This is a genomic window from Streptomyces sp. NPDC041205 (assembly GCF_055591765.1).
The window spans coordinates 175,616-199,311 of sequence record NZ_JBVIZH010000011.1; the positions used below are offsets into that span (position 1 = coordinate 175,616).

General features: G+C 73.4%; 18 protein-coding genes. 8 read left to right on the forward strand and 10 right to left on the reverse strand.

What is annotated here, in order from left to right:
* Positions 1 to 119 precede the first annotated feature (119 nt).
* From ACZ6BG_RS34300 to ACZ6BG_RS34315, 4 genes are all read right to left on the reverse strand, one after another.
* Positions 120 to 2,732: an ATP-binding protein gene (locus tag ACZ6BG_RS34300; RefSeq protein ID WP_469008863.1), complete on the reverse strand. Its 2,613-nt coding sequence runs from the start codon at positions 2,730 to 2,732 to the stop codon at positions 120 to 122.
* 192 nt (positions 2,733 to 2,924) lie between these two features.
* The gene (locus ACZ6BG_RS34305; protein ID WP_469008868.1) at positions 2,925 to 4,082 is read right to left on the reverse strand and encodes an acetyl-CoA C-acetyltransferase; all 1,158 of its coding nucleotides are present in this window, start codon (positions 4,080 to 4,082) and stop codon (positions 2,925 to 2,927) included.
* 47 nt (positions 4,083 to 4,129) lie between these two features.
* Positions 4,130 to 4,717, reverse strand: a complete 588-nt coding sequence (locus tag ACZ6BG_RS34310) for a TetR/AcrR family transcriptional regulator (protein WP_468483579.1) — start codon at positions 4,715 to 4,717, stop codon at positions 4,130 to 4,132.
* 144 nt (positions 4,718 to 4,861) lie between these two features.
* The gene (locus ACZ6BG_RS34315) at positions 4,862 to 5,647 is read right to left on the reverse strand and encodes an SDR family oxidoreductase (RefSeq protein ID WP_468454861.1); all 786 of its coding nucleotides are present in this window, start codon (positions 5,645 to 5,647) and stop codon (positions 4,862 to 4,864) included.
* 122 nt (positions 5,648 to 5,769) lie between these two features.
* Between ACZ6BG_RS34315 and ACZ6BG_RS34320 the strand changes: the two genes are divergently transcribed.
* Complete coding sequence (locus ACZ6BG_RS34320; protein ID WP_469008871.1) at positions 5,770 to 7,071, forward strand: acyl-CoA dehydrogenase family protein; 1,302 nt, start codon at positions 5,770 to 5,772, stop codon at positions 7,069 to 7,071.
* On the forward strand, positions 7,071 to 8,075 hold the full coding sequence (locus ACZ6BG_RS34325) for an acyl-CoA dehydrogenase family protein (RefSeq protein WP_469008874.1): 1,005 nt from the start codon (positions 7,071 to 7,073) through the stop codon (positions 8,073 to 8,075). Before ACZ6BG_RS34320 ends, ACZ6BG_RS34325 begins: the two co-directional genes overlap by 1 nt.
* A gap of 112 nt (positions 8,076 to 8,187) precedes the next feature.
* Here the strand turns inward: ACZ6BG_RS34325 and ACZ6BG_RS34330 are convergent, their stop codons facing one another.
* Positions 8,188 to 9,573, reverse strand: a complete 1,386-nt coding sequence (locus ACZ6BG_RS34330; protein ID WP_469009010.1) for an MFS transporter — start codon at positions 9,571 to 9,573, stop codon at positions 8,188 to 8,190.
* A 368-nt stretch (positions 9,574 to 9,941) separates the two neighbouring features.
* Between ACZ6BG_RS34330 and ACZ6BG_RS34335 the strand changes: the two genes are divergently transcribed.
* Both ACZ6BG_RS34335 and ACZ6BG_RS34340 read left to right on the forward strand, forming a co-directional pair.
* Positions 9,942 to 11,123 carry an anhydro-N-acetylmuramic acid kinase gene (locus ACZ6BG_RS34335; protein ID WP_469008877.1) on the forward strand — a complete coding sequence of 394 codons (1,182 nt, stop codon included), beginning with the start codon at positions 9,942 to 9,944 and terminating at the stop codon, positions 11,121 to 11,123.
* Positions 11,124 to 11,203: 80 nt separating this feature from the next.
* The gene (locus ACZ6BG_RS34340) at positions 11,204 to 12,130 is read left to right on the forward strand and encodes a DUF2510 domain-containing protein (protein ID WP_469008878.1); all 927 of its coding nucleotides are present in this window, start codon (positions 11,204 to 11,206) and stop codon (positions 12,128 to 12,130) included.
* Between the two features lie 189 nt (positions 12,131 to 12,319).
* Here ACZ6BG_RS34340 and ACZ6BG_RS34345 read toward each other — a convergent pair whose 3' ends face one another.
* Positions 12,320 to 12,985: a TetR/AcrR family transcriptional regulator gene (locus ACZ6BG_RS34345; RefSeq protein WP_469008880.1), complete on the reverse strand. Its 666-nt coding sequence runs from the start codon at positions 12,983 to 12,985 to the stop codon at positions 12,320 to 12,322.
* 168 nt (positions 12,986 to 13,153) lie between these two features.
* Here ACZ6BG_RS34345 and ACZ6BG_RS34350 point away from each other — a divergent pair, with 168 nt between their 5' ends.
* Both ACZ6BG_RS34350 and ACZ6BG_RS34355 read left to right on the forward strand, forming a co-directional pair.
* On the forward strand, positions 13,154 to 14,074 hold the full coding sequence (locus ACZ6BG_RS34350) for a phosphatase PAP2 family protein (protein WP_469008882.1): 921 nt from the start codon (positions 13,154 to 13,156) through the stop codon (positions 14,072 to 14,074).
* On the forward strand, positions 14,071 to 15,036 hold the full coding sequence (locus ACZ6BG_RS34355; RefSeq protein WP_469008884.1) for a DMT family transporter: 966 nt from the start codon (positions 14,071 to 14,073) through the stop codon (positions 15,034 to 15,036). The genes ACZ6BG_RS34350 and ACZ6BG_RS34355 overlap by 4 nt, the downstream gene beginning before the upstream one ends.
* A gap of 163 nt (positions 15,037 to 15,199) precedes the next feature.
* Here ACZ6BG_RS34355 and ACZ6BG_RS34360 read toward each other — a convergent pair whose 3' ends face one another.
* The 3 genes from ACZ6BG_RS34360 to ACZ6BG_RS34370 form a co-directional block, all read right to left on the reverse strand.
* On the reverse strand, positions 15,200 to 16,099 hold the full coding sequence (locus ACZ6BG_RS34360) for an LURP-one-related family protein (RefSeq protein WP_469008886.1): 900 nt from the start codon (positions 16,097 to 16,099) through the stop codon (positions 15,200 to 15,202).
* Between the two features lie 123 nt (positions 16,100 to 16,222).
* Positions 16,223 to 18,838, reverse strand: a complete 2,616-nt coding sequence (valS, locus tag ACZ6BG_RS34365; RefSeq protein WP_469008890.1) for a valine--tRNA ligase — start codon at positions 18,836 to 18,838, stop codon at positions 16,223 to 16,225.
* A 155-nt stretch (positions 18,839 to 18,993) separates the two neighbouring features.
* On the reverse strand, positions 18,994 to 21,051 hold the full coding sequence (locus ACZ6BG_RS34370; protein WP_469008893.1) for a phosphocholine-specific phospholipase C: 2,058 nt from the start codon (positions 21,049 to 21,051) through the stop codon (positions 18,994 to 18,996).
* 317 nt (positions 21,052 to 21,368) lie between these two features.
* On the opposite strand from ACZ6BG_RS34370, the gene ACZ6BG_RS34375 reads away from it, so the two are divergent.
* Both ACZ6BG_RS34375 and ACZ6BG_RS34380 read left to right on the forward strand, forming a co-directional pair.
* Complete coding sequence (locus ACZ6BG_RS34375; RefSeq protein WP_469008898.1) at positions 21,369 to 22,289, forward strand: NADP-dependent oxidoreductase; 921 nt, start codon at positions 21,369 to 21,371, stop codon at positions 22,287 to 22,289.
* Between the two features lie 395 nt (positions 22,290 to 22,684).
* The gene (locus ACZ6BG_RS34380) at positions 22,685 to 23,188 is read left to right on the forward strand and encodes an FBP domain-containing protein (RefSeq protein WP_469008901.1); all 504 of its coding nucleotides are present in this window, start codon (positions 22,685 to 22,687) and stop codon (positions 23,186 to 23,188) included.
* Here ACZ6BG_RS34380 and ACZ6BG_RS34385 read toward each other — a convergent pair.
* The gene (locus ACZ6BG_RS34385) at positions 23,185 to 23,583 is read right to left on the reverse strand and encodes a (2Fe-2S) ferredoxin domain-containing protein (RefSeq protein WP_469009014.1); all 399 of its coding nucleotides are present in this window, start codon (positions 23,581 to 23,583) and stop codon (positions 23,185 to 23,187) included. The genes ACZ6BG_RS34380 and ACZ6BG_RS34385 overlap by 4 nt on opposite strands.
* Positions 23,584 to 23,696 lie beyond the last annotated feature (113 nt).

Sequence of the window (23,696 nt, forward strand, 5' to 3'; positions counted from 1 at the left end):
TTTCCTTTCCTTCTTTTTTTTCTCTTTCTCTGTTTTTTTTTGTTTTCTTCCTCCTCCTCCCTTTTTTTGTCCCCCTCGCTTCTTCTCCTCCCTCCCCCCCCCCCCACACCCGCAGGGCCCTACACCCCGGCCAACTCCCGCTCGGCCAGGGCGGCAAGCCCATCGGCCCCGCAGGCCCGGGCGAGAGCGAGCCCCCGCTCGAGCTCCTCCGCGGCGCCCGAGGCGATCCCGTACTCGACCCGGGCCACGGCGTGCTCGTACTGGCAGGGCGAGGCCTCCAGATACGTGACGGCCTTGGCGTACAGGGCGACGGCCCGCGACCCGGTCTCCAGCGACGCCGCACACCGCACCGCTTCGCCGATCGCGGTGTCCGTGCCGAACCGCTCGGCCTGCACGCGCGCGTCCGCGACGAGGTCGCCCGCACGCCGCGGGTCCTCGGCGGCGAGCGCGCGGGCGAGGTCGTACGACCAGGGCGCGAGCACGGTGTTGTACTGGCCGCGGGCCGTCAACGCCTTGGCGGTGGCCTCCAGTTCGTTCAGGCCCTCCTCGGTGTGGCCGAGCGCGAGGAGGAGCCGTCCGCGTACGGACATGGCGTCGGGGACGTAGATCGTGGACGCGGACGGCGGCGCGAAGCCGTAGCGGTCGGCGACGGCCTTGGCCTCCAGCGCGTGGCCGCGGGCGAGCAGGGTGTCGATGAGCATGCTGGCGGCTTCCCAGTGCATGGGCAGTCCGCCCTGGCCCACGCGGTCGGCGAGCCGCAGGCTCTCGCGCAGCGACTTCTCGGCGTCCCTGAGCCGTCCGCGCCTGCGGTGCACATAGCCGAGGAAGGCGTGCGCGAGGGCGAGGTGTCCGCCGCTCCAGCCCGCGGTCTCGTACGCCTTCACGGCCTCGGTGAACAGGCTTTCCGCGCGGTCGAGCCGGTCCGCGAAGGCGTAGGAGCTGCCGAGCATCAGGCGCAGCTCGAAGCTCCACTCGGCGTCGGTCCAGCCGAGTCCGGGCGCGAGCCGGCCGTTGACGAGGGCGCGGTCGCACAGCTCGACGACCTCTTCGGCGTTCTCGCCGCGCGTCATGGCGTCGAAGGCGCGCAGGATGAGCAGCGCACGCTCGGCGTTGTCGCGGCCGGTCAGCGGTCCGGCGAGCGCGGCGAGGCGCCGGGAGCGTCCCGGCGAGTCCTCCTCGCCCGCGTGGATGCCCTCCCACATGTAGTGCACGGCCTGGAGCCGCAGCCGGGCGGGGCCGTCGGGGAGCCGCGCTGCCTCCTCGTCGATGACGCGCAGGCCTTCACCGAGCTGGTCGTTGTGGACCAGGGCCTGGGAGAGCCTGCACACGGCGTCGACGCGCAGTTGCTGGCTGAGCCCGGCCATCGACAGGGCCTCGCGCAGATGCCCGATGGTGGTGACGGGTGAGGTGAGCAGGGTGGCGCAGCCGAGTTCGTAGAGCACGCGGGCGTGCACGTCGGGCCGGGGCGGTTCGCGCAGGGCCCGCTCCAGGCAGCGGCGGGCCGCGTCGGGCGCGCCGACCGCGAGGTGTTCGGTGGCGGCGTCGCGCAGGTGCTGGACGAGTTCCGGGTCGTCGTCCGGGTGGACTTCGAGGAGGTGCCGGGAGGCCGCGGCGGCGCCGCGCCCGGAGCGGGTGACGGCCCAGGCGGCCCGGCCGTGCATCGCGGTGCGGGTGGCGTTCGGGATCGATTCGTAGACGGCGGTGGCGATCAGCGGGTGCACGAACTCCAGGCCCGCTTCGCCGCTGGTGACGATGCGGGCGGCGCGGAGCCGCTCGGCGCACCGAGCGGCGTCGTCGTACGGCATCCCGGCGAGCGAGGCGGCGAGTTCGGTGGAGACCGCGGGGCCGAGGATCGCGGCGGCCCAGGCGAACCGGGTCACGTCGGTGCCGAGGTCCTCGAGGCGGGCGACGAGGCCGCGGCCGCGTGCGGAGCGGTTGAGGTCCCGCAGTTCGGCGGCGGAGCTCTCGACCGGTTCCAGCTCGCTGTCCTGCACCTTGGCGAGCAGTTCCACGGACTCGTACGGATTGCCGCCGGTGACCGCCCAGACCTCGCGGCAGAACGGGGCGTCGGCGTGCTCGCCGAGGGTGGCGCGGGTGAGGCCCGCCGTGGCGTCCGGGGTGAGGGCGCGCAGCGGGGTCGTGGGCAGGGCCGTCGCGCCGATCCGGGCGAGGTGGCGGGCCCCCTCGCCGGTGGCCTCGCCGGGCCGGTGGGCGACCACGACGAGGGTGGGCAGGTCGTCGAGGCGCTCGGCGAACGCGGCGAGCCAGCGCAGCGTCTCCTGGTCGGCCCAGTGCGCGTCGTCGACGATCAGGACCAGCGGCCAGTACAGCCGCGAGAGGCGGGCGACCACGTCGACGAGGCCGTCGCACACGGCCTGCGGGTCGGGGCGGCCGCTGCCCGGCTCGGTGATGCCGAGGGCGGGTCCGGCGATCTCGTACCAGTCGCCCAGATATTCGCGGCCCTCTTCGGGGCTGAGCTGGACGAGGACGGGTTGCAGGAGTTGTCGTACGACGTTGAAGGGGACCTCGGCCACGGTCTCGCCGCCGCGGGCCGCGAGGACCGTGGCACGGCCCTGGGCGATGCCTGCCTCGCCGCTGTAGACGAGCAGGCCGCCCTCGGTCGTCAGGTCCGAGCACAGTGCGGACACCGCGCCTTCGGCTGCGGCCAGTTCCGCGTCGCGCTCCCACAGCGGGGCCCAGGTGCCACCACCTCCGGGCCGTCCCTGCGTCATCGCGCTACCTCCCGGGGTCGCTCAATCGACGTACAGAAGTCGAGCCTAGCCGGGTCGGGGCTGTCGCGGAGCACGGTCCGCGCAGCTAGTCCCGCATGGGTGACAGACGGTCATATGCCAGGCTGCCGGGCAATCGCGTGCGGGGCGCGGCGCGGTGGCGCCGGGACGCGCGGTCGGTCGGCAGGCGGGGCTTCACAGGCGTTCGATCACTGTGACGTTGGCCTGCCCACCTCCTTCGCACATGGTTTGGAGGCCGAACCGGCCGCCGGTGCGCTCCAGTTCGTGCAGGAGGGTCGTCATGAGGCGGGCGCCGGTGGCGCCGAGGGGGTGGCCCAGGGCGATGGCTCCGCCGTTGACGTTGACGCGGGCGGGGTCGGCGCCGGTTTCCTTCAGCCAGGCGAGGACGACGGGCGCGAAGGCTTCGTTGATCTCGACGAGGTCGATGTCGTCGAGGGTCAGGCCGGTCTTCTTCAGGGCGTGTGCCGTGGCGGGGATGGGTGCGGAGAGCATCCGGATGGGGTCCTCGCCGCGCACGGACAGGTGGTGGACGCGCGCTCGGGGCGTCAACCCGTGGTCACGGACGGCCTGTTCACCGGCGAGGAGCAGGGCGGCGGCGCCGTCGGAGACCTGCGAGGAGCAGCCGGCGGTGATGCTGCCGCCGTCCATGACGGGCTTGAGGGACGCCATCTTCTCGGCTGTCGTGTCGCGGCGCGGGCCCTCGTCGGCGGTGACGCCCGCGAGGGGGACGACTTCGCGGTCGAAGCGGCCCTCGTCGATGGCGCGCAGGGCCCGCTGGTGGGAGCCGAGCGCGAACTCCTCCATGTCCGTGCGGGAGATGCCCCATTTTCCGGCTATCAGCTCGGCGCCGTGGAACTGGTTGACGGGCAGGTCCCCATAGCGGGCGCGCCAGCCCTCGCTGCCCGCGAAGGGGCCGTCGGTCAGGCCGAGCGGTGCGGCGGCCTGCCGGGAGGCGAAGGCGATGGGGACCATGGACATGTTCTGCGTGCCGCCCGCGACGACGAGGTCCTGAGTGCCGGAGAGGATGCCCTGGGCCGCGAAGTGCAGGGCCTGCTGCGAGGAACCGCACTGCCGGTCGACGGTCACGCCGGGCACTTCCTCGGGGAGTCCGGCCGCCAGCCAGCTGGTGCGTGCGATGTCCCCGGCCTGCGGTCCGACGGCGTCCAGGCAGCCGAAGACGACGTCGTCCACGGCTGCCGGGTCGACGCCGCAGCGCTCGATGAGCGCCTTGAGGACGTGGGCGCCAAGGTCTGCGGGGTGCACGGCGGCGAGGCCGCCGCCGCGCTTGCCGACGGGGGTGCGGACCGCCTCGACGATGTAGGCCTCGGCCATGGCTGCGTACTCCTCGCGGTCTGGCGCCGTGCGGCGACGGCGCGGTGTCAGGTGCGTACGGAGATGCCGTCCAGGACCATCGACAGATACTGGCGGGCGATCTCGTCGGGGCTGTGGCCCCCGCCGGGGCGATACCAGGACGCGGCGACCCAGACGGTGTCGCGCACGAAGCGGTAGGCCAGGCGGATGTCCAGGTCGGCGCGGAAGACGCCGTCGGTGACGCCGCGCTCCAGCGTCGTCAGCCAGGCCTTCTCGAACCGCTGCTGGGACTCGACCAGGTACTCGAACCGGGTCTGGGCGACCAGGTGCTTGGACTCCTTCTGGTAGATCGCGACGGCGGAGCGGTGCCGGTCGATCTCCCGGAAGGACTCGGTGACCAGGGCTTCCAGGGTCTCGCGGGGGCCGAGGGGCGCGGACAGCACGCTGTCGTACCCGTCCCACAGCTCGGTCAGGAACGTCCGCAGGATCTCTTCGAGCATCGACTCCTTGGAGTCGAAGTGGTAGTAGAGACTGCCCGCGAGCATGCCCGCGGCGTCCGCGATCTTGCGGACCGTGGTGGCGTTGTAGCCCTGTTCGGCGAAGACGTCCGCGGCGATCCTGAGCAGCTCGCCGCGGCGCTCGGGCGAGGGGGTCACCGGGGGCTTCTTCTTGCCGCCGGCGGCCTGCTCGGCGGCGGCCGCCCGCTTGGCCCCCGTCGTCGGCTTACGGACGTCGGTCGGCTTCTCGCTGGTGCTGGTGTCGCTGGACTGCTTCTGTTTCGGCACACGGTCATTCTCCGCCTAGGCGTGCTGGCTGCTGACCGACACCGTCTCCCCCGTCATGTACGAGGAGTAGCCGCTGGCGAGGAAAACGATGACGTTGGCTATCTCCCAGGGCTCGGCGGGACGGCCGAAAGCCTCGCGCGCGGTCAGCTCGTCGAGCAGCTCGGCGGAGGTCACCTTCGCGAGGTGCGGGTGCAGGGCGAGGCTGGGGGCGACGGCGTTGATCCGGATTCCGTGGGGCGCGGCTTCCAGGGCGGCGCAGCGGGTGAGGGCCATGACTCCGGCCTTCGCGGCCGCGTAGTGTGCCTGGCCCGGCTGGGCGCGCCAGCCGAGCACCGAGGCGTTGTTCACGACGACGCCCCCCGAGCCGGTGGCGCGCAGGCGGCGCAGGGCGGCTCTGGTGCAGCGGAACGTGCCGTTCAGCGTGACGTCGATGACGCGGTCCCACTGCTCGTCGGTCATGTCGGTCAGCTCGGCGGTGCCGCCGAGGCCCGCGTTGTTCACCACGATGTCGAGGCGGCCGTGCTGCCGCTCCGCCAGGTCGAAAAGGGCCTGCACCTGGGGCTCGTCCGTCACGTCGCAGGGCGTGCCGTGCACGCGCTCGGCGCCGAACTCGTCGGCGAGCCGCTCGACCGTCTCCTTGGTGCGGCGCGCGTGCGCGTCACCGAGGACGACGCGCGCGCCCTCCTCCAGGAAGCGGCGCGCGGTGGCACCGCCGATGCCCGCTCCGGCCGCCGCCGTGACGACGGCGGTGCGGCCGTCGAGCAGGCCGTGCCCGGACACATACGGAACCGCTGCCGTCATGCCCCCTCCTGACATCCCCCGACACCCCCTCGGCCGCTCCGGCCCTCGACGATTGTCTGCCCCTCACGATAATCTACCAAACACTTGTTAGGGAAGGTTCCCGAGCGGGAGGCGGACCAGGGATGGACCTCGAATTCACCGCGGCGGAGGAGGAGTTCAGGCAGCAGGCGCGGGCCTGGCTCGCCGCGCATGTGCCGTCACGCCCGTTGCCCTCGCTGGAGACCGAGGAGGGGTTCGCGGCCCACCGCGCCTGGGAGGGCGAGCTGGCCGCGGACCGCTGGTCGGTGGTGTCGTGGCCCGAGGAGTTCGGCGGGCGGGGCGCCGACATCGTCACGTGGCTGGTGTTCGAGGAGGAGTACTACGCGGCGGGTGCCCCGGGCCGGGTCTCCCAGAACGGCATCAGTCTGCTCGCGCCGACCCTCTTCGACTTCGGCACGCCGGAGCAGCGCGCACGGGTGCTGCCCCCGATGACACGCGGCGAGGTGATCTGGGCGCAGGCCTGGTCGGAGCCGGAGGCGGGCTCGGACCTGGCCTCGCTGCGCTCCACCGCCCGCCGGGTGCCTGGCGGTTGGCTCCTGAACGGGCAGAAGACCTGGTCGTCCCGGGCCGCGTTCGCCGACCGCGCGTTCGGCCTGTTCCGCAGCGACGCGGCCACGGACCGGCCGCACCGCGGCCTGACGTATCTGATGTTCCCGCTCGACGCGGCGGGCGTCACCGTGCGTCCCATCGGCCGCATCGACGGCAAGCCCGCGTTCGCCGAGCTGTTCCTGGACGACGTGTTCGTGCCCGACGAGGACGTCATCGGCGAGCCGGGCGAGGGCTGGCGGATCGCGATGGCGACGACGGGTGAGGAGCGCGGCCTGACGCTACGCTCACCGGGCCGCTTCCTGGCGACGGCCGACCGGCTGCTCGGCGAGTGGCGCGCGCACGGCGACCCGGCCGACACGGCGCTGCGCGACCGGGTGGCCGACGCGGTGATCGGCGCCCGCGCGTACCAGCTGTTCACCTGGGCCAACGCCTCCCGGTTCGGGGCCGGCGAGCAGATCGGCGCGGAGTCGAGCCTGAACAAGGTGTTCTGGTCGGAGTACGACATCGGGGTGCACGAGACGGCGCTGGATCTGCTGGGGGCGGAGGGGGAGTTGAAGGGCACGGAGAGCGCGGAGGGCACGGAGAGCGCGGAGGGCACGGAGAGCGCGGAGGGCACGGAGAGCGCGGAGGGCACCGAGGACACCGAGGACGCGGCCTGGAGGCGGTCGATGCAGAACGGGGCGGAGCACGCCGAGCTGCCCGACCGGACGCCTCCGACCGACTGGACCGAAGGCTACGTCTTCGCGCTCGCCGGGCCGATCTACGCGGGCACGAACGAGATCCAGCGCGACATCATCGCCGAGCGGCTGCTCGGCCTGCCGAAGGGACGCCGGTGATGCGGTTCCTCCTGGACGACGAGCAGCGGGACTTCGCCCGTTCGCTGGACGGCATGCTGGCGGCGGCGGACACACCGGCGGCCGCGCGGTCCTGGGCCACCGGGGAGCACGCGGCAGGTCTCGCCCTCCGGCAACGGCTCGGCGCGGCCGGGGTGTTCGCGCTCGCGGCACCGGAGGCGTACGAGGGCGTGGGGCCGCTGCCGGTCGAAACGGCTGTCGCGTTCGTGGAGTTGGGACGGCACGCCGTCCCGGGACCGCTGGTCGAGACGGTGGCGGCGACAGCGCTCCTGTCGCGCCTGGCCGAGCTCGGGATACCGGAGCCCGCCAAACGGTCGCTGCCGACGCTGGTCGGCGGTGGGGCGAGCGCGACGCTGACCCTCCCCGGCACCGGGCCGTACGCACTGGACGCGGACGCTTCGGCGGTGCTGCTCGCCGCCGGGGACGGGGAGGTGCGGCTCGCGCCCGGCCACGCGGACCCGCGCGCCTCCCTCGATCCGGCGCGGCGGCTCGCCCGGCTGCTCCCGGGCGGGGAAGTGGTGGCGTCCGGGGACGCGGCGGCCGACGCGGCCGGGTGGGCCCTTGACTGGGCGGCGCTGGCGACGGCGGCGCAGTGCCTGGGGGTCGGGTACGCACTGCTCGACCGGACCGTGACGTATGTGCGGGGGCGGACGCAGTTCGGCGTGCCGGTGGGCTCGTTCCAGGCCGTCAAGCACCGGCTCGCGGATGTGCTGGTGGGGCTGGAGTTCGCGCGGCCCCTGGTGTTCGGGGCGGCGGTGTCGCTGCGGGACGGCGACCGGTCGGCGGCCCGGGTGGACCTGGCCGCGGCGAAGGTCGCCACCGGGGAGGCGGCGTACGGCGCGGCGCGGGCGGCGCTGCAACTGCACGGGGCGCTGGGGTACACAGCCGAGTACGACTTGTCCCTGTGGCTCCTCAAGGCGCGGGCCCTGCGCGGGGCTTGGGGTGGCGTGGGGAAGTGGCGGGAGCGGGTGGTGTCGGGTGGGTGAGGCTCGCGTCGCACGTGGGCGGCCCCGTCCCGACGCTGTGCGGGCGGCCACCATCGCGTACCCGGAACCCCACTCCCCGCAGGCTTCGGCCTCGTACCCGCCCCCGGAAGCATCAGCCCCTTCCAGGAAGCGTCCGCCCCAACCGGGCCAACGGCGAGAACCCCATCAGCACCGGCGAGAGGAGCATCCCGCAGGCGGCCACCAGCAGGCCGGTCCGCAGCCCGTACGCCTCGGCGAGCCAGCCGCCGAGCAGTGATCCGAGCGGCGTGAGGCCCATGCCGAAGAAGGTGATCGTCGCGGTAGCGCGCCCCTGCATGCCGTCCGGGGTGAGGGCCTGCCGGACGGCCATGACCGTGACGTTCACCAGCTGGCCGAAGGCCCCGAAGACGAAGTTGACGGCCAGGAGCACGGGGACGGTCACCGGGGCGGGGCCGCGCAGCGCGGGCACGCACAGGAGCACGCCGTCGCCGAGTGCCGCCGCGGCCACGAGCACCCTGCCGTGGCCGAACCGGCGCGGCAGGCGGGCGGCGAGCAGCGAGCCGAGGAGCGCGCCCGGCCCGATCGCGGCCAGCGCGAGGCCGACGGCGGTTCCCGGCAGGTGCAGTTCGCGGGGCAGGAACAGCAGGTACACGGTCATGAGGGCCGCGAGGGAGAACTGGAAGGCGGCCGAGGCGAGGCCGACGGTGCGCAGGGCGGCGTCGTGGACTACGAAGCGCAGGCCGTCGAGGATCTGGCGCCGGATGCGCGGAGGCCGTTCCGCGCGCTCCTCAAGGGGTTCCGCCGGAACGGATTCGCGCGACGGAGGCTCCCCCGCAACGAACTCCTGCGCAACGGACTCCTGCCACACGGATACCACCGGAACGAGATCCCGCGGAGCCGATTCATGGCGCCGAATTCCCCTGATCGCCAGGAACGACACCCCGAAGAACACCGCCGCGCACGCGATGCCCCAGGGCGCCGCGAGCACGGACACCAGTGCCCCGCCGAGGGCGGGCCCGCCGACCTGGGCCGCGGACCTGCTGCCTTCGAGCGCGCTGTTGCCGCGTACGAGGTGGTCGCGCGCCACGAGACGTACGAGAGAGGCCTGGTAGGCCACGTCGAAGAACACGGACAGCGTGCCGACGGCGAAGGCGACGACGAACAGCAGCGGCAGACCGACCCCGCCCAGGAGGCAGGCCACGGCCAGTCCGCCCAGGGCGAGGGCCCGGGCCGCGTCCGCGCGGACCATCACCGTGCGGGCGTGCCACCGGTCCACCCAGGCGCCGACGAGCAGCGAGAACAGCAGGATCGGGGCCTGCCCCACCGCACGGAGGGCACCCAGTTCACCGGCGCCCGCGCGCAGGGTGAGCACGGCGATGAGCGGCAGGACCACCAGGCTGAGGTGTTCGCCGAGTTGGGAGGCCGTCTGCCCCAGCCACAGGCGGCGGAAATCACGGTCCCGCCACAGGCTGGTCGGCACGGACCCGGCGGGCCCGGACCCGGACTCGGGCCCCGACATGGACTCGGACTCGGCAGACTCGGACACAGCGGGAGAGAAAGACGACGGCACAAGCGCCCCAAGAATCACGGAGTACAGGCAGGGAAGGGCTCGCTGTGCCGCACACTCAGGGGCAGCACGCGATGACGGGCCTCACGGCAACAAGGTCAACGCGTGCGGGAACGACCGGGCATGCCCAGACTCCTCACGGTGATCGCCCGCGGAACACTAGCCTTCGGCCGCTCACGGCGAAACGCATTTCCGATCTGGGCCGGACACCACTGGACCCAGGCCCCGCCCCGCGGCACCTTTAACTCCGGGCCCCCGGGGGAAGAGCACCCTCACGCCGCCCCGGCGCACCCCACCCCGCCAGTGAGAGACAGAGACCCATGCGAGTGATCGGCCTGATGTCCGGCACCTCCCACGACGCCATCGACGCCGGTGCCGTCGACCTCACCCTCGACGGCGAAAGCCTCCGTCTGACACCGCTGGGCCTGATCAGCCGCGCGTACGACGACGAGCTGCGCGCGGCCCTGACCGCCGCGCTGCCCCCGGCGGCCACCACCCTCGCCGCCGTGTGCCGCCTCGACACCCGCATCGGCCAGGCCTTCGCCGCGGCCGCCACCGAGGCCGACCGCGAACTGTGCGGGGGCCGCGCCGAGTTGGTCGCCTCGCACGGGCAGACCGTCTTCCACTGGGTGGACGAGGGGCAGGTGCGCGGCACGCTGCAGATCGGGCAGCCCGCGTGGATCGCGGAGGCCACGGGGCTGCCGGTGGTCGCCGACTTCCGGCCGCGGGACGTCGCGGCGGGCGGCCAGGGCGCGCCGCTCGTCAGCCTCGTGGACCAGATGTGGCTGCGCGGCCGCCCCGGCACCCCCGTCGCCCTGAACCTCGGCGGCATCGCCAACATCACCGCCCCGGACGGCACGGCCTTCGACACCGGCCCGGCCAACGCCCTGATCGACGCGGCGGTCCGCGCGTGGACGCCGCAGGGCCGCGAGCGGGGCCTGACGTACGACAGGGACGGCGGCATCGCCGCGCGCGGCACCGTGCACGAGGGCCTGCTCGCCCGGCTGCTCGCCGAGCCGTACTACGCGCTGCCCGCCCCGAAGACGACGGGCAAGGAGCTCTTCCACCCGGACTATCTGCGCCGGGCCCTCTCCGGGTACGAGGACCTTGCCCCCGAGGACGTCGTCGCGACGCTCACCCGGCTCACGGCGGTGACGGTCGCCGACGCGGTGCGCGCGGCGAAGGCGAGCGAGGTGGTGGCGTCGGGCGGCGGGATCCGCAATCCCACGCTGATGGCGATGGTGCGGGCCGAGCTGGGGCCCGACGTGCCCGTGCGCGGCTCCGACGAGCTGGGGCTCGCGTCGGCGGCGAAGGAGGCGTACGCCTTCGCGGTGCTCGGTTTCCTGACGGCGCACGGCCTGCCCGGCACCGTCGCGGCGAGCACGGGCGCCCGGCATCCGAGCGTGCTCGGCTCGATCACCCCGGGGCGCGCGGGGCTGTGGCCGGGGGGCCTCCTCGGCGGTGCGCAGGCGCCGACGCGGCTGGTCGTCGACGGTCACTGAACCCCGCTCCGGCCGCACTTGGCCGATTTCCACCGACCCCTCTCATCCGACTTTCAGGCGCTGCTCTTACGCTGACGCCCATGACGCACGCGACTCCCCCGGGCTGGTATCCCGACCCCGGGCAGATACCTGGTGCCCCGCCGTCCGAGCGATGGTGGGACGGGACCATGTGGACGGATGCCGTCCGCGCTCCGGGCGGCTCGCCCGCCTTCCCCCAACAGCCCCCGCAGGCGCCACGGCGCCGGGCGCGCACGGCCGTCGTCGTCGGGGTGGCCCTCGCGGTGCTCGCGGGCATCGGCGGCGGCGTGTACGCGCTGACCGCGGGCGACGACGATGACGGCGATGACACCGCCAAGACCCCGGCGTCCTCCGGGCCTTCGAAGCCCGGCAAGGGCGACGACGGCCCCGAGAAGCCCGAGGGCTCCCCCTCGCCCGGCCCGTCCGACGGCGCCCCGCAGGCCGAGGAGGGGTTCGCCGCCGACACGGCGAGCGGCATCAGCATGCCGGTCCCGGACGGCTGGGAGGGCAAGTCCGGCAGCCTCGGCGCGGGCGTCACCACGGGCAAGTACCCGTGCCCCGGCGACGGCGCGAAGGTGTGCGTGCGCGGTGGCGCCTTCTCCGCTCCCGCCAGCAGCTTCAAGGTCAGGGAGACAAGCCCCGAGGCGGCGGCCAAGGCCGACATCGAGAAGAACGCCGAGGAGTCGTACGGCGGCAAGATCTACGGCGGCAAGCTGGTGTCCCACAAGCAGCTCGCCTCGAAGTCGGTGACCGTGGCCGGGCAGAAGGGCTATCTGGTTCGCTGGAAGGCCGTGAACCGCAAGGGCCCGGACGGCTATGTGCAGTCGCTCGCGTTCAAGTCGCCCGCCGACGACATGACGATGGTGATCGTCCGCTTCGGCATCGACGACCACGACGACGCCCCGTCGGTGTCGTACATGGACCAGATCACCAAGGGCATCAAGGAGTCCCGCGGCGGGGGCGGCGGAGGCGACGGCCAGCAGGTCTGACGGCCGGGCGCGGGACGGCTGCGGGCGAGGGACCGTACACGAGAAGCACGCGAAGCCGCGCGTGAACACGAGAAGCCGGGCGTACCGATCGCGATCGGTACGCCCGGCTTCTCGTCGCGCGCCGCCCCCGTCCCCACGGTGCGGCGCTCTGCGGGCCCCGTCCGGTCATCCTGCGGACCGGGCCCACGCTCAGGTGGCCGGGGTCTCCCCCGCGGCCGGGCGGGCGGGGCCCTCGCTCAGTCCGAGGACCGGCAGGAGCACCGCCTCCACGAACCGCTCCAGATAACGCTCGTCCGCGTCCTCGCCCTCCACCAGCGGCCGAGCCCGCAGCACGCCGAAGAGCTGGACCGTGACGAACTCCGCCGCCGGGTGGCCCGCGGCGATCTCCCCGCGCGCCACGGCCCGCGCGACGAAGCCGTCGACGGCCTGCACCTCCGGCTCCACCAGCGCCTCTCGGAGCGCACGCTGAAGGTCCTCGTCCTGCTGGACCGCGTGGCTGAGCGCCTGCACGATCATGGTGTCGCGCCCGGCCCAGGCGGCGGCCGCGCGCGCCGCCGCGCGCAGGTCGCCGGCGAGCGAGCCGGTGTCGATGCCCGCGAAGCGCACGCACCGGTTGGCGCGCAGCGCGGCGGCCACGAACTGGGGCTTCGTCTTCCACTGGCGGTAGAGCGTGGACTTGCTGCAGCGCGTACGCGCGGCGACGCCCTCCATGGTCACGGCCTCATAGCCGCACTCGCGGAGCTGGTCGAGGACCGCGTCGTAGAACTCCTGCTCACGCTCGGGTGTGATCTTGGAGCGGCGCGACATCGCGACCTGCTCGCAGAGGTGCTCCTCAATCCGTTCCCGCGGCGTCATCTCTCGTCTCCTCGGTGCGGCGGCCCGCTCGGTCGCTTCCCGCGGACCCTACCGATACGCCAGTGTACCGGTACGCTCCCGTATCGGTACACTGGCGTATCGATGAGTGGAACAACAGGGAGTCACTCATCACCGCACCACCCAGTCGTCATGCAAAGGGGCCGGCGGATGGATTCCCGCACCGAGCCTGCAGAACAGGAGCCGGAGATAACCTCCGGACGACCGGACACCCCTGCCCGGCCGCCGCTCGCGCGCGAGCTGCTCCTCGTCGTCGGACTCTTCCTCGTCTACAAATTCGGCAGGCAACTCGCCAACGGCCATACCGCCGAGGCGTTCCGCAACGCCCACCGCGTCTGGGACACCGAGCGGTTCCTGCGCCTGCCGGGCGAGGGCTCCGTGCAGGACGTCCTGCTGAGCGGCGACAGCCTCGTCCACGTCGCGAACACCTACTACGCGACCGTGCACTTCCCGGCGACGCTGCTCTTCCTGGTGTGGCTGTACGTGCGCCGCCCCCGGCACTACGTCTGGGCCCGGCGGATCCTCGCCGCGCTCACCGCGGCCGCGCTCGCGCTGCACCTGGCCTTCCCGCTGGCGCCGCCGCGCCTCCTGGAGGCGGCGCACCTCGTGGACACGGCACAGAAGTACGGGCCCTCGGTGTACGCGGCCGAGCCCGCGACCGACTCGATGGCCAACCAGTTCGCCGCCATGCCGTCGCTGCACTTCGGGTGGGCGCTGATGGTGGCCGTCGGCCTGATCGTCGCGACCAGCTCCCGGTGGCGCTGGCTGTGGCTGCTGCATCCGCTGCTCACGCTGCTCGTCATCGTCGGCACCGCGAACCACTACTGGCTCGACGCCCTCGCCGCGGCCGCGCTGCTCGGCATCGCGCTGGCCGTGATCCGGCCGCCGCACCCGGCCCGGTCCCGGATCGTACGCAGGTCCGCCCCGACAGCGAGGCCCACACCCGTGTGGTCAAGGACGCCATCCGTAGCGCCCGCGCTCCCCGCACGCGAGCCGGTCGCCCCGGCCGCCTCGTCCGCCACCGCGGCCACCCCCGCCCCCGTTCCCTCCACCTCCGGAGCCGGCCGATGAGCGCCACCCTGCTCGCCGTCCTCCTCTCCCTCGTCTCCGCCGCCGCGTACGCCACCGCCGCCGTCGCCCAGCAGCGCCTGGCCGTGCGCATGGCCGACACGGACGGCCGGGTGACACGGCTCCTGGGCAGTGGCGCGTGGTGGGCGTCGGTCGGCCTCAACGCTTCGGCGGCGCTGCTGCACGTCGCGGCGCTGAAGTTCGGTCCGCTCACCCTCGTACAGCCGCTCGGCGCGCTCACGCTGGTGGCCGCGGTGCCGCTGGGCGCGCGCCTGGCCGGGCGGCGGGTCTCCCCGCTGGAGTGGCGCGGCACGGGCCTGACCCTGATCGGCCTGGGCGTCCTGCTGCTCACCGCGTCCGGTCCTGAGCCCGATGACACGCTGTCGCTGCCGGAGGCCGTGGCGGTCGCCGGGGTGACGATGGCCGTCGTCGGCCTGCTCTCCCGGCCCGGCACCCGACCCGGACTGCGGCACGCGACCGCGTCCGGCTTCGCCTCCGGAGTCGCGTCCGCGCTCACGCAGACCGTGACGGTCGCGGCGACGGACCGCTCGGGGCCGGTGCTCGACGCTCAGGTCGTGGTGGTGGCGCTGCTCGTCGCCGCGTTCGCCGTGGGCGGGCTGCTGCTGTCGCAGACCGCGTACCGCGGCGGCCTCGGCGCGCCCCTCGCCCTCGTGACACTGGCCAACCCCGTCGCCGCGGCGGCCATCGGCATCGCCCTGCTCGGCGAGCGGCTGCGGGGCGGCGCGGGCGGGGTGCTCCTCGCCGCGACGGGGGCACTGATCGCCGCGTACGGGGTCGTGGTCCTCACCCGGTCCCCGCAGACCACCGCCGCGCGCGGGCCGGAACAGGCACCCGAACCGGCAGCCGTTCCCGCGCCTGGCCCCGTCCTCACACCGGACACGGCGGCCGACTACCTGCCCTCGATCCCCCTCCAGCCCGAACCAGCGACTTCCCTGCGGACGTAGACCGGGGCCGTAGGGCGAGGACGCGACAAGGGCGTACGACGAAAGCGACCGCCCCCGCCAGCGAGCGGGCCCCGCACCGGGGCGCCCTCGTCGGGGAGCGGTCGCTTCGTCGTACGTGTACGTGCCCTGCGGCCCCCGGACCCGTCGGCCCGGAGGCCGCTGCTCAGCCGAGGCCGCGCGAGTCCTGCTTGAGCGCGGTGTCGACGGTCAGGGCCGTCGCCACGACCAGGCTCAGGAGCGGGTCCGGGAGCTGGTAGTGGATCTGCAGGACGTAGTTGTCCGCGGTCGTGAACATCGTCTTGGCGAGGCCCTCCCAGGTCTTGGTGATCCGGGCGACCTCGTTGTCCGACTGGTCGACGATCGAGAAGTTCCAGGCGCGCCAGTTCTCCGCCTTGATCGCGCCGACCTGCTGGCCGTTGACGTTCATCGCGAAGTTGATCTTGCCGATGACGTTCTGCTGGAGGATCTCACCGACCACCTGGCCGTCGGGCCGCTCCACGATCACCCGCGACTTCATGAACTTCCGGGGCCGGGTCATGAGCAGCTGCGGGGTGCCGTGCGCGTCCCGGATCTCCAGCTTGTGCGTCATGAACTGGTCGATGCTGGAGACGAAGCGGGCCACCTTCTTGATGGCGCTCTGGTCGACCTGGACCACCGAGCCGAGCTGGTTGCCCGACTGGTCCATGACGCTGTACTCGTTCGTCAGCTCGATCAGCTTGGCCTTCTGGTTCACCACCAGGACCGGCTCGCTGAACAGCGTGCCGCCGCCCTGCGAGGTGGGGTTCACGCCGGCCTGCTGCTGCACCTGGCGCTGGACCCTGGCGGGGTCCGCGGCCGGGGCGGCGGGGACGGCCTGGGCAGGGGCCTGGGCCTTGCTGAACTGGGCTGCCTGCCCCGGCTGCTGCGGGACCTGCTGGCCCTGCGCGGCCGCCTGGGCCGTCGCGTCCTGCGGGGCCTGGTTCGTGTGGTCGGTCCACTGGGAGCCGTCCCACCAGCGGAGGAGCTGGGAGGCGCCCTTGGGGTCCGGGTACCAGCCTGCAGGAGTGTTCGAATGCGTTGTCACCCGGGCACACTACCTCGAACCACCCCGGCCCCCGCCAGCCCCAGGAGCGGACTTTCCGCAGGCCGGAGCGGTGCCCGCGCTTCCGGAACCGCCACCGGCCCCGGCACCACGACGGCGCCGGAGCTAACTCAGGACCTCCACCGCGAGCGCCCCGTCCGCCACTTCGAGCACCACCTCACCGACGCGCCCCGCCGCCCGCACGTCCGCCGCGGCGAGGGCGAACCGGTCGAGCGCGCCCCGCTGTCCGCGCACGACGACCGTCGCGATCTCGGCCCGCATCGAGAGCCTGGCGAGGGACTTGGCCTTGCGCACCCCGGCGATGACCTCGGCGGCCGTCGCGAGCACACTCCCGTCCGGGTCACCCGCCTCCCGGCCGTCCGGACCGCCCTCGGCCCGGCCGGGCCCCTCGCCGCCCCGCGCCCCCGCGAGCACCTCCTCCGCCGACGGCCACGCGGCCCGGTGGACCGACCCCGGCGCGTACCAGGACCAGACCTCCTCGGTGACGAAAGGCAGGATCGGCGCGAACAGCCGCAGCACCGTGTCCAGGGCGGTCCGCAGGGTCGCGCGGGCGGAGTCGCGGGCGGCCGCGCCGCCGTGGTCGCCGTAGGCGCGGGCCTTGACCAGCTCCACGTAGTCGTCGCAGAAGCGCCAGAAGAACGTCTCCGTGCGGCTCAGCGCCCGGGTGTAGTCGAAGTCGTCGAAGGCGGCCGTCGCCTCCTCGACGGTGGCGGCGAGGTCGGCGAGCAGCGCCCGGTCCAGCGGTTCGCGCACGGCCGCGTCCGTCGCCTCGAAGCCCAGGACGAACTTCCCGACGTTCAGGAGCTTCGTCGCGAGCCGTCGGCCGATCTTCATCTGACCGGTGTCGAAGGCGGTGTCGGTGCCGGGCCGGCCGCTAGCCGCCCAGTGCCGGACCGCGTCCGAACCGTGCGTGCGGAGCAGGTCGTCGGGGGTGACGGCGTTGCCCTTCGACTTCGACATCTTCTTGCGGTCGGGGTCGAGGATCCACCCGGAGATCGCCGTGTGCCGCCAGGGCAGCGTCCCGTGTCCGGTGTGGGCGCGCAGCACCGTGGCGAAGAGCCAGGTGCGGATGATCTCGTGGGCCTGCGGGCGCAGGTCCATCGGGAAGAGGCGGGCGAACAGCTCCGGGTCGGCGAGCTGCCGTCCGGCGATCTGCGGGGTGAGCGACGAGGTGGCCCAGGTGTCCATGACGTCCGGGTCGCCGGTGAAGCCGTGGGGCTCGCCGCGCTGGGACGCGTCGTAGCCGGGCGGGGTCTGCGCGCTGGGGTCGACGGGCAGCGTGGCCGGGTCGGGGACGATCGGACGGGTGTGGTCGGGGGTGCCGTCGCCGTCGAGGGGATACCAGAGCGGGATGGGGACTCCGAAGAAGCGCTGACGGCTGATCAGCCAGTCGCCGTTGAGACCGTCCACCCAGTGGTCGTAGCGCACGCGCATGTGCGGCGGGTGCCAGACCAGCTCCCGTCCCCGCGCGCGGAGTTCGGCCCTGCGGCCCTCGTCGCGGCCGCCGTTGCGGACGTACCACTGGCGGGTGGTGACGATCTCCAGGGGCTTGTCGCCCTTCTCGAAGAACTTCACCGCGTGCGTGACGGGCCGGGGTTCGCCGTGCAGCTCGCCGTGCGCGCGCAGGCGCGCGACGATCCGTTCGCGCGCGGTGTGGGCGGTGGCGCCCGCGAGTTCGGCGTACGCGGCCACGGCGTCCGGCGCGTCGACGCCGCTCGGCGGCTCGGCGCGGAAGCGACCGTCCCAGCCGATCACCGGCCGGGTGGCCAGGCGCAGTTCACGCCACCAGACGACGTCCGTGGTGTCGCCGAACGTGCAGACCATGGCGATGCCCGTGCCCTTGTCGGGCGCCGCGAGCCGGTGGGCGAGGACGGGGACCTCGACGTCGAACAGCGGGGTGCGGACGGTCGTGCCGACGAGGTCGCGGTGGCGCTCGTCGTCGGGGTGCGCGACGAGCGCGACGCACGCGGGGAGCAGTTCGGGACGGGTCGTCTCGACCGGGACGCCATGGCCGTCGGCGGCGCGGAAGGCGAGCCGGTGGTAGGCGCCGGGCCGTTCCCGGTCCTCCAGTTCGGCCTGGGCGACCGCCGTGCGGAAGGTGACGTCCCACAGGGTGGGCGCCTCGGCGAGATACGCGTCGCCGCGGGCGAGGTCGGCGAGGAAGGCCCGCTGCGAGGTGGCGCGCGCCTCCGCGCCGATGGTCCGGTAGGTGCGCGACCAGTCCACGGACAGGCCGAGGCGGCGCCACAGGTCCTCGAAGGCCTGCTCGTCCCGCGCGGTCAGCCGCTCGCACAGCTCGATGAAGTTCTCCCGGGAGATCGGGATCTGCCGTTTGCCGGGCGCCGCGGGCGGGGTGAAGTCCGGGTCGTGGGGCAGCGCGGGGTCGCAGCGGACGCCGTAGTGGTGCTGGACGCGGCGCTCGGTGGGCAGGCCGTTGTCGTCCCAGCCCATGGGGTAGAAGACGTTCCGGCCGCGCATGCGCTGGTAGCGGGCGACGGTGTCGGTGTGCGTGTACGAGAAGACGTGTCCGACGTGCAGGGAGCCGCTGACCGTGGGCGGCGGGGTGTCGATGGCGAACAGCTCGTCCCGGGGTGCCGTGCGCGCCCGCTCCGCGTCGAAGGCGTGTACACCTGACTCGTCCCAGCGCCTTGACCACTTCTCCTCGAGACCGTCGAGGACGGGCTTCTCCGGGGCGCCCTGGGGGCGTGGGGTGTCCGTCATGCTCCCGCATGCTAACGCCGCGCCGAGCAGGGCGTTCGACCTTTTTCCGCGGCGCGGGCGGCGGCGGTGCCGCTGCCCGGAGCGGGGAGCCCCGGGGCAGCGGCCGCCGCGGGCGCGTGCCTCGAACCGTGGCGCGCCTCAGACGATGACGTGCCTCAGACCGTGGCGATCGCCGGGTCGCTGACCCCCGCCTGACCGTTCTCCACGTGCCCGGCGAGGCGCCGCAGGAAGCCGGCGGAGGTGTCGGACACCACGGTCAGGTCGTACCAGCGCTTGCTGGCGCGCAGGTCCACGGTGTGCTGGACCGTGGCGCCCGGCTTGACCTTGAAGGTCTCCTTGCGGCCGCCGTAGGCGTTGGTGACCGTGAGGTTGCAGTCGGCGGCGCCCGCGTTCGTCAGGGTCAGCTTGAGGTTGCCGGTCGCCTTGTCGTGGCGGGCGGTGACCTCGGGGCCCGCGGTCTTCCCCGGGCCCTTGAAGGTGCGCAGGAAGCCGTTCGGGCCGAACACGCTCAGGTCGTGGCTGCCGCCCGAGTACGCCGAGTTCCAGGTGTCGGAGACCGTCCTGCCCGCGCCCGTGGTGTACGTCCAGGGACCGTCGGTGCGGTTGCCGGAGCGCACGTGGAAGCAGACGCCCGCCTGGTCGCCGCCGCCGAAGGTGAGGGTGAACTTCCCGGCGGCCGTGTCCGCGCGGCCGTCCACCAGCGGGGCGTAGGGCAGCGCACGCGCGGGACGGGAGCCGCGCTCCTGCTTGGGCAGCGCCGGGCTCGCGGGCGGCTTGGGGAAGTAGTCGGGGTGGCGCTCGTGGTCCGGCGGCTCGTAGGCAGCGGTGTCGGGCAGCTCCGCCGGGTCGGTGTCCTTGCCGCTGAAGTCGAAGGCGGAGGTGAGGTCGCCGCAGATCGCGCGGCGCCACGGCGAGATGTTGGGCTCCTGGACGCCGAAGCGCTTCTCCATGAACCGGATGATCGACGTGTGGTCGAAGACCTCGGAGTTCACGAACCCGCCCGTGCTCCAGGGCGAGATCACGAGCATCGGGACGCGCTGACCGAGGCCGTAGTGCCCGGCGCCGTACGAGGCGTTGCCGGGGAAGTGGTCGAGCTTGGTGTCGACCGTGGAGAGGCCCTGGTTCGCCGAGGAGGGGACGTACGGCGGCACGACGTGGTCGAAGTAGCCGTCGTTCTCGTCGTACGTGAGGAACAGCGCCGTCTTGCCCCACACCGCCGGGTTGGAGGTGAGCGCGTCCAGGATCTGCGCGATGTACCAGGCGCCGTAGTTCACCGGCCAGTTCGGGTGCTCGCAGAAGGCCTCGGGCGCGGCGATGTAGGACACCTGCGGGAGCCGGTCCGCCCGCACGTCGGCCCTCAGGATGTCGAAGTAGCCGTCGCCCGCCTTGGCGTTGGTGCCGGTGCGGGCCTTGTCGTAGAGCGGGTCGCCGGGCTTGGCGCCGCGGTACTTGTTGAAGTACAGGAGCGAGTTGTCGCCGTAGTTGCCGCGGTAGGCGTCGTCGATCCAGCCCCAGTGGCCGGCCGCGTCCAGGCCGTCACCGATGTCCTGGTAGACCTTCCAGGAGACGCCCGCCTGCTCCAGGCGCTCGGCGTACGTCGTCCAGTCGTAGCCCGCCTCCTGGTTGCCGAGGACCGGGCCGCCGCCCTTGCCGTCGTTGCCGACGTGGCCCGTCAGCATGTAGTAGCGGTTGGGGTCGGTGGCCCCGATGAACGAGCAGTGGTAGTCGTCGCAGACGGTGAAGGCGTCGGCGAGCGCGTAGTGGAAGGGGATGTCGTCCCGCTTCAGGTACGCCATCGTCCGCTCGGACTTCGCCGGGATCCACTGGTCGTACGCGCCGTTGTTGAACGCCCGGTGGCCGCCCGCCCAGTCGTGGTCCAGGCCCGCGATGAACTGCATGCCGAGGTCGTCGGCGTCCGGGTGGAAGGGCAGGACCTCCTTGCCGCCGCCCTGCTGGTGCCAGACCGGCTTGCCGCTGGGCAGCGTCACCGGACGCGGGTCACCGAAGCCGCGTACGCCCTTCATCGTCCCGAAATAGTGGTCAAAGGAACGATTCTCCTGCATCAGCACCACGACGTGCTCGACGTCCTTGATGGTGCCGGTGCGGCGCTTCGCGGGCAGCGAGGCCGCGCGGGCGATGCTCTCGTTCAGCGCGGCGAAGGCGGCGGCGCCACCGGCCAGTTGCATGAAGCGACGCCGGTTCAGTTCAGGCATGGGGATATGACCTCGCGTGATGTGGGGGGACGTGAGCGGGTGAAGTGTGTCAAGCGGCCAAGGCTTACGGAAGAGGCGGGCGGTGCCGTGTCGGCGAGATGTCGGCGGGGACAACCGCGGGTGCCGGGTCCGGTCGGTGTGGTGCTCGCGCCAGGAGGGTGCCGCCGGCCCCGGGGCGGCGCGTGCGCTTTGCGGGCTCGTGAACTCTCCCCCGGCCAGGAATGCGGGAGCGGCCCTGCGGCCTTGTTCTCTGTGATCGTTGGGGTGCGCCGTGCGCCACGGGGCGCGCGGGACGCAGGGAACGGAGCGAGGGACAGATGGCCAAGGCGTACGTATTCACCCGGCACGGCGGTCCCGAGGTGGAGGCCCTGATCGACCGGGCGCCGCCCGAGCCAGGACCGGGGCAGTTGCTCGTCGCGGTGCGGGCGGCGGGCGTCAACCCCGTCGACCACAAGCTGCGCGGCGGCTACCGCAGGCCGGGGCAGGCGCCCGCCGAACTGCCCGAGGTGCTCGGCAGCGAGGCCGCGGGCGTGGTGGAGCGGACCGGTCCCGGCGTCGAGGGGTTCGCCGTGGGGGACGCGGTGTTCGGGTCCACGCTCACCGGCGGGTACGCCGAGTACACGCTCCTTCCCGTGGCCGTCGCCGCGCACGTCCCCGAGGGCCTGTCCTTCGCGGAGGCCGCGACGCTGCCGGTCGCCGCGGCCACCGCCTACGACGGGGTGCGTCAGCTCGCGCTGCCCGCCGGGGCGACGCTGCTGGTCACCGGTGCCGGGGGCGGCGTGGGCGGGAACGCGGTGCGCCTCGCCCGCCATCTGGGGCTGCGCGTCGTCGGTACGGCGAGCGAGGCCAAGAAGGACGTCGTCGAGTCGCTGGGCGCGGTCCATGTGGCGTCGGGGCCCGGCCTGGTGGAGCGGATCCGTGCCGCCGCCCCGGACGGCGTCGACGGCGTCTTCGACCTGGTCGGCGGGGAGCACCTGCGGACGGTGGCGGAGCTGGTGGCCGACCGCACGAAGCTGATCACGGCCGGCGGGAAGCAGATCGTGGTCGAGCTGGGCGGCTCCCCCGTGGTCCGGGCGCGGGACGCCGCCACCCTGGAGGCGGTGGCCGGACTCGCCGCCGCCGGTGTGCTCCGGCCGCAGATCACGGCGACGTACCCGCTGGACCGGGCGGGCGAGGGCCTGCGCGCGGTGGAGACCGGCCACGCGTTGGGCAAGGTCGTGATCGAAGTCGGCTCATGAGGTCGGCGCGGGCGGCGGAACGGGCCACTCCGGCGGATCTCGCGCCGTCCGCCTTGGCGGATCTCGCGCCGTCCGGCACGACCGGTCCCGCTCCGTCCGCCCCGGCGGCGCCGGACGCGGAGGCGGTGCGGATCGGCCCCGACGGCGTACCGGAGATGCTGGACCACACGGCGGCACGCAACGTGGGAGCGGCCCTGCAGTCCGAGTCGCCGGGGTTCCGGCTGCGGCGGAGCATCCCGTTCCGGTCGGCGCGCGCCCCGGCGCGGGCGACGCCCCGGGGCGCGGACAGACAGCCGACCCGATCAGCGACAAGTCGACATCCCGGACCGGGCGCAGGGCCCTGACCGGGAAAAAGGAAAAGACGGCCGTTAGTTCGGATTGATACCTTCCGAACCATGCGTGCCCTTGGTGACAAAGAAATCCGTGCGTCGTTCGTGAACTGCTCGAAGGGCGAGGCCCGGCGTCTGACGCTGCCCCCGGGCTTCGCCGAGACGCCCTGGTCCGACCTGGACTTCCTGGGCTGGCGCGACCCCAAGGCACCGGACCGCGGCTACGTCGTCGCCGAGCGGGACGACGAGCTGGTCGGCATCGCCCTGCGCGCCTCCACGGGGGCCCGCCGCTCCATGCTGAAGTCCAGCATCTGCTCGGTGTGCGTGACGCCGCAGGCCGGTTCGGGCATCGCGCTGCTCGTCGCGCCCCGCGCGGGCGAGGCGGGCCGCCAGGGCAACTCGGTCGGCCTGTACGTCTGCGCGGACCTGGCCTGCTCCCTCTACGTACGCGGCAAGAAGACGTCGGCCCTGGCCCGCCGCTTCGACGAGAGCCTCAGCCCGGAGGAGCAGAACGAGCGCACGGTCCGCAACCTCAACGGCTTCCTGGACCAGGTGCTCGGCCGCGCCTAGACCTGCCGCGGGTCGACCAGTTGCAGGGTCAGTGCGTCCGGCGGGTCCGCGAGGCCCGGGCCGCCCGCCTCCGCCCAGGTGAGGATGTCGTCGAGGGACGCGTCGTCCAGGGCGAAGCCCACCCAGGCCGGGCGGCCGCCGTGCGCGCGGCCCGTGCGGGAGGGCTGGATCACCACGATGTTGGCCTGGCCGCAGGGGCCGAGGCAGTCGCTGGTGCGCACCGCGAACCGGCCCCCGGACGCGTCCGCCGCCGCCCGCAGCCGCGCCAACTGGCCCACGTGGTCCGTGCCGGGGTGCTTGCCCGGGTCGCCGCAGCAGCAGCCCCGGCACACGACGAGGGTGCAGGGGCGGGTGACCGGCGGGGCTGCCTGGGCCGTCGGGGCCGACGGGGACACAGTGTCGGGGGCGGTGCGGGGGTCGGGCAGGAGCACGACGGGGGTACTGCGGGGCTCGGGCGTGCTGTTGGGCTCGGGCGTGCTCGTGGGCTCGGGCGCGGTACGGGGCTCGG